At 76.0% G+C, this 9,890-nt stretch carries 7 protein-coding genes; 5 read left to right on the top strand and 2 right to left on the bottom strand.

What is annotated here, in order from left to right; translation table 11 throughout:
* Window positions 1-133 precede the first annotated feature (133 nt).
* The 5 genes from ACFQ8C_RS07360 to moeZ all read left to right on the top strand — a co-directional run bounded on the left by ACFQ8C_RS07360 (window position 134) and on the right by moeZ (window position 6,545).
* Window positions 134-1,795: a glycosyltransferase gene (locus ACFQ8C_RS07360; RefSeq protein ID WP_383453190.1), complete on the top strand. Its 1,662-nt coding sequence runs from the start codon at window positions 134-136 to the stop codon at window positions 1,793-1,795.
* A 13-nt stretch (window positions 1,796-1,808) separates the two neighbouring features.
* A complete protein-coding gene (locus ACFQ8C_RS07355) occupies window positions 1,809-3,461 on the top strand; it encodes a hypothetical protein (RefSeq protein WP_383453179.1) in 1,653 nt (550 codons plus the stop codon).
* Between the two features lie 124 nt (window positions 3,462-3,585).
* Window positions 3,586-4,557 carry an NAD-dependent epimerase/dehydratase family protein gene (locus tag ACFQ8C_RS07350; protein ID WP_383453177.1) on the top strand — a complete coding sequence of 324 codons (972 nt, stop codon included), beginning with the start codon at window positions 3,586-3,588 and terminating at the stop codon, window positions 4,555-4,557.
* Window positions 4,545-5,294, top strand: coding sequence for a spherulation-specific family 4 protein (locus ACFQ8C_RS07345; protein ID WP_383453175.1), 750 nt, complete (start codon window positions 4,545-4,547; stop codon window positions 5,292-5,294). Before ACFQ8C_RS07350 ends, ACFQ8C_RS07345 begins: the two co-directional genes overlap by 13 nt.
* A gap of 72 nt (window positions 5,295-5,366) precedes the next feature.
* Complete coding sequence (gene moeZ / locus ACFQ8C_RS07340) at window positions 5,367-6,545, top strand: adenylyltransferase/sulfurtransferase MoeZ (protein WP_383453173.1); 1,179 nt, start codon at window positions 5,367-5,369, stop codon at window positions 6,543-6,545.
* Window positions 6,546-6,601: 56 nt separating this feature from the next.
* On the opposite strand, the gene ACFQ8C_RS07335 is transcribed toward moeZ, so the two are convergent.
* Together ACFQ8C_RS07335 and ACFQ8C_RS07330 are read right to left on the bottom strand one after the other, a co-directional pair.
* On the bottom strand, window positions 6,602-8,128 hold the full coding sequence (locus tag ACFQ8C_RS07335) for an alpha/beta hydrolase (RefSeq protein ID WP_383453171.1): 1,527 nt from the start codon (window positions 8,126-8,128) through the stop codon (window positions 6,602-6,604).
* 58 nt (window positions 8,129-8,186) lie between these two features.
* On the bottom strand, window positions 8,187-9,767 hold the full coding sequence (locus ACFQ8C_RS07330; protein ID WP_383453169.1) for an alpha/beta hydrolase: 1,581 nt from the start codon (window positions 9,765-9,767) through the stop codon (window positions 8,187-8,189).
* Window positions 9,768-9,890: the final 123 nt, after the last annotated feature.

The raw sequence follows: 9,890 nt of genomic DNA, 5'->3' as shown, positions 1-9,890 counted from the left end.
GGACAACCGTCCGTCGCACCACCGGTCGCTGCGCTTACGTTCTTCCCGCTGTGGGATTCCCGCCGAGGGACGGCAGCGCGCGCCACCGACGGCACCGGTGGGCGCCGTCAACGGAGACCGGGGGTGTGTGCTCGTGCGGATCGGACTGCTCACTGAGGGTGGCCACCCGTGCGCCGCCGGTGACACCGGGGCCTGGTGGCAGCGGCTCGTCCGCGGCCTCGCCCCCCACGACTTCGACCTCTACGCCGTCGGCGGCCCCCTCCCCACCGCCCCGCTGCCCCCCAACACCCGGCCCGTCCCCGCCACCGGCCAGGGCGCCCTCCCCGCCGGACCCCCCGAGCGCGCGGGCCGCCGCGCCTACGGCCGCCGGGACCGCCGCCGCTTCGCCGAGGGCTTCCACGCCCTCGCCACCGGCCTCGCCGCCGAGGGCGCCCCCGCCGACGACCCGGCCGCCTGCGACGCCCCGGCGCAGGCCTTCGCCGCCGGCCTCGGCGCCCTCGCCGACCTCGCCCGGGAGAGCGGCGGGCTGCCGGGCGCGCTCCGCTCCGACGACGCCGTCCGCCTCCTGGAGGCGGCCTGCCGCGCCCCCGGCGCCCGCCGGGCCGCCGCCGCGGCCGGGCTCCGCGACCACCTCGCCTTCGCCGACCACCTGGAGCGGGCCCTGCGCCCCCTCTCCCTCGGCTGGTACGACGAGACCGCCCTCGGCGCCGCCGACCTCTGCCACGCCACCGCGGGCGGACCGGTGGCCCTTCCCGGCCTCCTGGCCAAACGCTTCTTCGGCACCCCGCTCCTCGTCACCGAGTACGGCGTCGGCCTGCGCTCCCACTACCTCGACGCGGGCACCGGCGACCACTCCACCGCCCTGCGCACCCTGCTCGCCGCCCTCCACGGCCGTCTCGCCGGGGAGACGTACCGCCAGGCCGCCCTCCTCACCCCCGGCAACGCGCACGCGCGCCGCTGGCAGGAGCGGCTCGGCGCCGACCGGGACCGCGTCCGCACCGTCCATCCCGGCATGCCCGCCGAGCGCTTCGCCGAGGTCGGCGAGGACGAGGGGAGCGGCGAGCCCGGCACCCTCGTGTGGATCGGGCGGGTGGAACCCGCCAAGGACCTCGTCGCCCTCCTCCACGCCTTCGCCGAACTCCGCGCCCGCCGCCCCGACACCCGGCTGCGGATCGTCTCCGTCCCCGCCGAGGCGGGCGAGGCCGAACCGGGCCCCGACCACTGCGCCTACCTCGCGCAGTGCGCCGCGCTCGCCGCGCAGCTCTTCCCCGACGAGGCGGCCGGCGCCCACGCCGTCGGCGAGAACCCCGTCTCCTTCGAGGAGCTCGGCGGACCCGAGGCGCCCACCCTGGAGGACGTCTACGGCTCCGCCGCCGTCGTCGTCCTCTCCAGCACCGTCGAGGGCTTCCCCGCGAGCCTCGTCGAGGCCATGTTCTGCGCCCGCGCCACCGTCTCCACCGACGTCGGCGCGGTCGTCGAGATCATCGGCGGCACCGGGCTCGTCGTGCCCCCGCGCAACCCCCGGGCGCTCGCCGACGCCTGCCTCGCGCTGCTGCGCGACCCCGAGCGCCGGCACCGGCTCGGCGCGGCCGCCCGCGCCCGCGCGCTGGAACTCTTCACCGTCGACCAGAACCTCGCCGCGTTCCGCGGCATCTACCTGGAACTCCTCTCCCACGCGCCGGTACGCCACCGCGCCGGCTCCGACGTGCCGTTCGCCCACCCCGCCGAGGCGCACCTCCCCGGCAGCTGGGCGCCGAAGGCCGTCCCCGCGAGCACAGGAGCCCCCGATGCCTGAAGGAGGCACCCCCATGCGCGGCCCCGCCGCCCCGACGAGCCCCGGAGCCTGGGACGCCCGCTCCGAGGCCCTCCTCGGCGCCCCCGCGGTGGATGCGGAACCGACACCCCCCGCCATAGCCCCGGGGCCCGCCGGCCCGCTCCCCGCCCTCGACCTCCACGCGGAGCCCGGCCCCCCGCCGGTCGGGGAGACCGCCCTCGACGACCTGCTCTCCGCGTTCGGGCCGCCCCGCGGCCCCGCGGCCCCGCCCGCCGCCGACGAGCCCGCGCCCGCCCGCGCGGACGACCCCGGGACCGGTGTCGACGAGGCCGTCGACGGACCGGCGGGCGACGACGGCGCCGACGCCCCCGCGCGCGAGCCCGTGGACGCGCCCGCGCACGGCACGGAGGCCGGCACCGCCGGACCCGAGACCGACCCGCGCCCGGGCGCGGCCACCGCCGCGCCGAGCGAGGACGGCGACGGAGACGGCGAGGACGAGGGCGCCGACGGAGAGGACGGAGCGGACGGGGGCGTCCGCGGCTACGGCCACGACGCCCGCCCGCCCGCGCCCGCCGTCGGCGGTCCCGTCGCCCCCGGGCCCGGCGCCGCCTGGGGCGAGGCGCCCGGGCCCGGTGACGCGGGATCCCCCGCCAGGCCGCAGCGGCGTGGCACCGGCGATCCCGTCAAGGTGCTCGTGCACCGGCACCGGGAGCTGTGCGCGCGGGCCGTCGACCCGCTGGAGGTCGCCGCCGGACTCGAAGCGCTGGGGTTCACCGACCGGACCGCCGCCCGCTACCGGCACCGGGACGTCTTCTCGCTCGCCGAGGAGCTGTACGCGCGCGTGCCGCGCGCACACCGGGAGGCCCCGCCCGCCGAGGACGCCGCCGAACCCGCCGCCCCCTGGGCGCTCGCCGCGCTCGCGCCCGGGACCGCCGCCGCGCTGCTGGTGCCCGCGCTGCTCCACCTCGACGGGGCCGTCCGGCTCGCCGCCGCGACCGCCGGGGCGCTGGCCCTCGCCGGCGCGCTCGTCCTCGCCGTCCGGCGCGGGCCGCTGCGCGCCGCCGTCGCCGCGCCCACCGCCCGGGTGTGGACGCTCTGGCTGCTCGCGTACGCCGTCGCCGGCGACGGGCTCCTGGAAGAGGTGCTCCGGGGCGGACCCGACGGCGGCTGGCGCATCGACCCCGCGCCGCTCCTCGGGCTCGCGCTCGCCGTCGCGCCCGCCGCCTGGTGCGCCCGCCTCTTCGCGGGCCGCGCCCGGCGGCGCATCGCCGAAAGCCGAGGTCTCGCCGAATTCGCCGCCGCCACGCGCGCGGGGCTCCTGGCCGCCGTCCTCCTCCAGCTCGCCGCCCTCACCGTCCTGCTCGCGCTCACCCGCCTCACCGCCGGCGCGCTCGCGCTGGGCGCCCTGCTCCTGATCGCCCGGCTGCTCGCCGTCCACGGACACGCCGAGACCGCCGCCGCCGCACTGGCCGCCGCCTGCGCCGCCGAAGCCCTCGGCCTCGCGAGCGTGCTGGCCGCCCGGCTCCCGCTCCCCGGCTTCGACGTGCTCGCCGTCCCCGTACGGACCGCCGTCGACGCCTGGGGCGCCGGCGCCCTCCCCGCGCTCGTCTGTGGCGCCGCCGCGCTCGGCCTGCTGGCCCACGCGACCGGCGCCCTCACCCGGGCCTCGGCCCACACCACCCCCTGACCCCGTCGCACCCGCGGAGCCGACGCCGCGGGCGCCCGGCCCCTGACTCATCACCCGCAAGGAGAACCCAGACCATGACCCCTCACTCCCCAGCACCGGCCGGTCGGCACGAAGGGGCCGCACGATGAGGGTGCTACTGCTCGGAGCCAACGGCTTCATCGGCCGCTTCGTCGCCGACCGGCTGCTCGCCGACCCGGCGGTCCACCTCACCGCCCTGGGCCGCGGCGACGACGCCGACGTCCGCTTCGACCTCGCCACCGGCAGCCCCGGCGCGCTCACCCGCTTCCTGGACGCCGTCCACCCCGGCGTGGTCGTCAACTGCGCGGGTGCCACCCGGGGCGGCGCCCGCGACCTCACCCGGCACAACACCGTCGCCGTCGCCACCGTCTGCGAGGCCCTGCGCCGCAGCGGCTGCGGCGCCCGGCTCGTCCAGGTCGGCTGCGCCTCCGAGTACGGGCCCAGCCAGCCCGGCTCCTCCACCGCCGAGGACGCCGTGCCGCGCCCGGGAGGCCCGTACGGCGTCTCCAAGCTCGCCGCCACCGAACTCGTCCTCGGCTCCGGCCTCGACGCGGTCGTCCTCCGGGTCTTCTCCCCGGTCGGGCCCGGCACCCCCGCCGGCTCCCCGCTCGGCCGGCTCGCCGAGGCGATGCGACGGGCCATGCAGGCCGGCGACGGCGAGCTCAAGCTCAGCGGCCTCGGCGTGCAGCGGGACTTCGTGGACGTCCGGGACGTGGCCCGCGCCGTGCACGCCGCCTCCCTCTCCGCCGCCCAGGGCGTCGTCAACATCGGGACGGGACGGGCCGTCCGGCTCCGGGACGCCGCCGGGATCCTCGCCCGGGTCGCCGGCTACGCGGGCAACCTCCACGAGGTCGACGTCCCGCACGGCATCCCGCAGCGGCCCGTCATCGGCGCCCCGCGCGGCGAGGCGACCATCGCCGAACAGCTGGCCGCCACCCCCTTCCCGTACCCCGACGGGTGCGGGCCCTGGCAGCAGGCCGACGTCCGCACCGCCCGCGACCGGCTCGGCTGGCGCCCCCGGATCAACCTGGAGGAGTCGCTCGCCGACATCTGGATGGAGGCGGCGTGTCGCATCTGACCGCCACCGGCACCGTCCGGGCGCTCGGTGTCGGCGCCCCGGGCTACGCCCACCCGCTGCTCGCCCCGGTCGAGTGGGCCGAACTGACCCGCCCCGGCACCCCCGTCCACTGGGCGGTGCTCAACGTCTCCGACGGCCCCGGCAGCCGCCCCGACCCGCACTGCCTGGAGACCGCCGGACGGCTCCGGCAGGCGGGCGTGCGGGTCCTCGGGCACCTGGACCTGGCGCACGGCTCGCGCCCCTTCGGGGAGCTGGTCTCCCAGGCCCAGCGGTACCTCGACTGGTACCGCGTCGGCGGCTTCTACCTGGATCGCTGTCCCACGGACCGGACCGATCTGCCCGGAGTGAGGAGGGTCACCGCGACGCTGTCGGCCCTCCTCGGCGGCGACGCCCACCTCGTCCTCGGCCAGGGCCGTCACCCGTACCCCGGCTACGCGGAGGCGGCGGACCAGCTGGTCACCTTCTCCGGGGCCTGGGTGGACTACCGCTGGTCGCAGGTGGCCGAGTGGACCGCGGACCACCCGGAGGGGAAGTTCGCCCACTTCGTCCACGGGGTGCCGCGCACCCACCTCGACGAGGCGCTGCGGATCGCCCGCTGGCAGGGCGCGGGCACGATCTTCTTCACCGACCGCGTGGGAGGGGCCGAAGGGGTGCCGGGACAGAACGCGCCATTTCACTCGCTGCCCGGCTACTGGGACGAAATCGTCTCGCGTATCGGACCGGGTGTCTCGGAATGAGAAGGGGCGTGGCAGTGTTACGGGGAGAACAACCGTACTGACATACCGACCAGCTGTATTGATGAGGTCTCCGTGACGCTGCCACCCCTGGTCGAGCCGGCTGCCGAGCTCACCGTAGACGAGGTCCGCAGGTACTCCCGCCACCTGATCATCCCCGACGTGGGGATGGACGGGCAGAAGCGGCTGAAGAACGCCAAGGTGCTGGCCGTGGGCGCCGGCGGCCTCGGCTCGCCGGCCCTCATGTACCTGGCCGCGGCCGGCGTCGGCACGCTCGGCATCGTGGAGTTCGACGAGGTCGACGAGTCGAACCTCCAGCGCCAGATCATCCACAGCCAGGCCGACATCGGCCGCTCCAAGGCGGAGTCGGCGCGCGACAGCGTGCTCGGCATCAACCCGTACGTGAACGTGGTCCTGCACGAGGAGCGGCTCGAGGCCGACAACGTGATGGACATCTTCAGCCAGTACGACCTGATCGTCGACGGCACGGACAACTTCGCCACCCGCTACCTGGTGAACGACGCCTGCGTGCTGCTGAACAAGCCGTACGTCTGGGGTTCGATCTACCGCTTCGACGGCCAGGCCTCCGTCTTCTGGTCCGAGCACGGTCCCTGCTACCGCTGCCTCTACCCGGAGCCCCCGCCGCCGGGCATGGTCCCCTCCTGCGCCGAGGGCGGCGTCCTGGGCGTGCTCTGCGCGTCCATCGGCTCCATCCAGGTCAACGAGGCCATCAAGCTCCTCGCCGGCATCGGCGAGCCGCTCGTCGGCCGGCTGATGATCTACGACGCCCTGGAGATGCAGTACCGCCAGGTGAAGGTCCGCAAGGACCCGAACTGCGCGGTCTGCGGCGAGAACCCGACCGTCACCGAGCTCATCGACTACGAGGCCTTCTGCGGCGTCGTGTCCGAGGAGGCCCAGGAGGCGGCGCTCGGCTCCACGATCACTCCGAAGCAGCTCAAGGAGTGGATCGACGACGGCGAGAACATCGACATCATCGACGTCCGCGAGCCGAACGAGTACGAGATCGTCTCGATCCCCGGCGCCCGTCTGATCCCGAAGAACGAGTTCCTGATGGGCACCGCCCTCCAGGACCTCCCGCAGGACAAGAAGATCGTCCTGCACTGCAAGACGGGTGTCCGCAGCGCGGAAGTCCTCGCCGTGCTCAAGTCCGCGGGCTTCGCGGACGCGGTGCACGTCGGCGGCGGCGTGATCGGCTGGGTCCACCAGATCGAGCCCGGGAAGCCGGTCTACTAGCGGTGACGGCGAAGGCCCCGGACCGGGTGACGGTCCGGGGCCTTCGCGCGTCCGCGCTACCCGCAGGTCGTGCCGTACGCGGGCACCTTCCCGTCCAGCAGGTACGCGTCGACCGTCCGCGTCACGCACCCCGAGGTGCCGTACGCGCCGTGGCCCTCGCCCTTGTTGGTGACGAGGATCCCGACCCCCTCGCCCAGCTCCTCCGCCATCCGCTCCGCGCCCTCGTACGGGGTCGCCGGATCGCCCGTCGTGCCCACGACGAGCACCGGGGCCGCGCCCGGCGCGGCGGCCGCCGGGGTCCTCGCCTCGCCCTTCACCGGCCAGCCGGCGCACCAGCCGGCCGTGTCCCAGGCGAGGAAGGCGCCGAAGACGGGGGAGAGCCGGCGGAACTCCGGCAGCAGCGCCTTCGCCTGCGCGGTGGTCGGGCGCTCGCTGGAGTCGGCGCAGGAGATCGCCCGCTGGGAGTGCGACTGGGTGGCGTAACGTCCCTGCTCGTCCCGGTCGTTGTAGGCGTCCGCGAGCCGCAGCAGCCCGCTGCCGTCACCGGCCTCGGCCGCCTCCAGGGCCTGGGTGAGCAGCGGCCAGCTGGACTCCGAGTAGAGGGTGACCGCGATGCCGGTGGTCGCCAGGGCCTCGGTGAGCCGCCGGCCGTCGACCTCCAGGGGCCGCGCGTCGAGCCGCGCGAGGAGCCGGGTGATCCGCGCGGTGCCGGCCTCCGGCTCCTGACCGGTGCTCTTCAGGTAGTTGTCCAGGGCCCGCTGGAAGCCCACCGTCTGGTGCCGGGCGTGCCCGGTGGTGTCGGCGGTCGGGTCGACCACCGCGTCCAGGACCAGCCGGCCCACGTGGCGGGGGAAGAGGTGGGCGTAGGTGCCGCCCAGCTGGGTGCCGTACGAGATCCCGAAGTAGTGCAGCTTCGCGTCGCCGAGGACCTGCCGGACCAGGTCCAGGTCGCGGGCGGTGGCCGAGGTGGTGGTGTACGGGATCACCGTGCCGGAGCGGCGGGCGCAGCCGGCGCCGAAGTCGGCCGCGTCCTTCAGGTAGGCGGCCTCCTCGGCGGGCGTGTCCGGGGTGGAGTCGACCCGGGCCTCGGCGGCGGCCTGTTCGGCGTCGTCGCGGCAGACGACACCGGAGCTGCGGCCCACCCCGCGCGGGTCGAAGCCCACGAGGTCGTACCGCTCGCCCAGCGACGCGTACTCCCCGGACAGCTGCGGCAGCATCTCCACCCCGGAGGCGCCGGGCCCGCCGAAGTTGAAGAGCAGCGAACCGATCCGCCGCTTCCGGTCGGTCGCCTCCTTGCGGATCAGGGCGACGCCCAGGGTGGCGCCGGCCGGCTTCGCGTGGTCCACCGGGACCTTCACGGTGGCGCAGCGCCACTCGGATCCGGCTCCGTCGCAGCGCTTCCAGTCGAGACGCTGGGAGGCGAGGGAGGACCCGGCGGCGGAGGGGGGCGAGCCGGCGGAGGTGGGCGAGGCGGCCGCGGAGTCCGGGGGTGGCGGGTCGGCGGCGGGAGCGCCCGTACTCGTACAGCCGGTGACCAGCAGTCCGCCGACGGCGAGGGCCGTCAGGTGCCTGCGTATGGACAAGGGGGACCCCCCGGGTTCGGGCCGAGACTGGCCGTCATCCTAGGGGGCCCGGTCGCGGCTACTTGCAGACGGTGCCCGAGGCGGGGACCTTGCCGTCCAGGAGGTAGCCGTCGACGGCCTTCTTCACGCAGGCGCTGCCGCCGTTGTACGCGCCGTGGCCCTCGCCCTCGTACGTCAGCTCCACGCCGACGCCCTTGCCGAGGGCCTGGACCATCGCGCGGGCGCCCGCGTACGGGGTCGCGGGGTCGCCGGTGTTGCCGACCACCAGGATCGGCGCGGAGCCGGGCGCGGACACGTCCGGGTGGTCCCAGGCGCCGGGCACCGGCCACTGCGAGCAGCTGGAGAGGGCCCAGCCCATGAAGTCGCCGAAGACGGGGGAGGCCTCGCGGAACTGCGGGAGGCGTTCCTTGGCCTGGCCGAGGGTGTAGCGCTCCTTGAAGTCGACGCAGTTGATGGCGGCGTTGGCGGCCTGGATGTTGCTGTAACTGCCGTTCTCGCCGCGGCCGTTCATCGAGTCGGAGAGGGCGAGGAGGAGGGCGCCGTCCCCGCCGTCCGCGGCCTCCAGGCCCTGCTCCAGGTAAGGCCAGAACTCCTTCGAGTACAGCGACTGGGCGATGCCGTTGGTGGCCTGGGTCTGCGTCAGCTTCCGGCTGCCGATGCCGTCGATGGGCTTCTCGTCGAGGGCGGCGAGGAGATCGGTCACGCCCTCCTCGACCTCGGCGACCGTCGCGCCCGGCAGGGCGCACTCGTCGCCCCGGTCCACGCAGTCCTGCGCGAAGTTGTCCAGCGCCAGCTGGAAGCCCTTCGCCTGCCCGAGCGCGCCCTCCTCGACGCCCGCGTCCGGGTCCACGACCGCGTCGAAGACGGCCCGGCCCACCCGCTCGGGGAAGAGGTGGGCGTAGACGCCGCCGAGCTCGGTGCCGTACGAGATGCCGAAGTAGTGCAGCTTGTCGTCGCCGAGGACCTGGCGCAGGAGGTCCATGTCCCGGGCCGCGCTCTCCGTGCCGACGTGCGGGAGGACCGTGCCGGAGTCGGCCTCGCAGCCCGCCGCGTACTTCTTCTGCGCGTCGGACAGGGTCCGCTCCTCGGCCTGGTCGTCCGGGGTGAAGTCGAGGGCGTAGTACGCGTCCAGCTCCTTGTCCGTGGCGCACTCCACCGGCTCGCTGCGGCCGACCCCGCGCGGGTCGAAGGAGACCAGGTCGTAGCGGGAGCGGAGGGACTCGTAGTCGGCGGCGAAGCCGGGCAGGCCGGTGACGCCGGAGCCGCCGGGGCCGCCGAAGTTGAAGACGAGGGAGCCGATGCGGCGGGCGTTGTTCTCGGCCCGCGCGCGGATCAGGGCCAGCTCGATCGTCTCGCCCTCCGGCCGGGACCAGTCCAGCGGGGTGCGGAGGAAGGCGCACTCCCACGGGGTGCCGCCGGGGAGCGGGGTCGGGGCCGAGCCGCCGCCCTCCGCCGCGGACGGCGGCGGGCAGGTGTCCCACTCCAGCTGCTGCTCGGTCAGCGCCGCGATGCCGCCGGTGCCGGTGGGGACGGCGGCCGCGGGGGTCCCGTCGCCCGAGTCGTCCGAGCAGCCGGTCAGACAGAGGACGGCGGAGACGGTGAGGAGGGCGGCGGCGCGCTGGGCGGCGGAGATCGGCATGCTCCCATGCTCCGGTGCGGCGCCCGGCCGCGCCCGTGACGCACCCCCAAGCGGGTGGCCCCGGTAGCCGTCCGGCGCGGCGTGGCGCGGTCGCGGGGCGGGCGGCGCGACCGCACGGGCCCG

This window comes from Streptomyces sp. NPDC056503 (genome assembly GCF_042794995.1).
In the GTDB taxonomy this organism is placed as follows: domain Bacteria; phylum Actinomycetota; class Actinomycetes; order Streptomycetales; family Streptomycetaceae; genus Streptomyces.
This window is presented reverse-complemented; position numbering and strand designations above follow the sequence as displayed.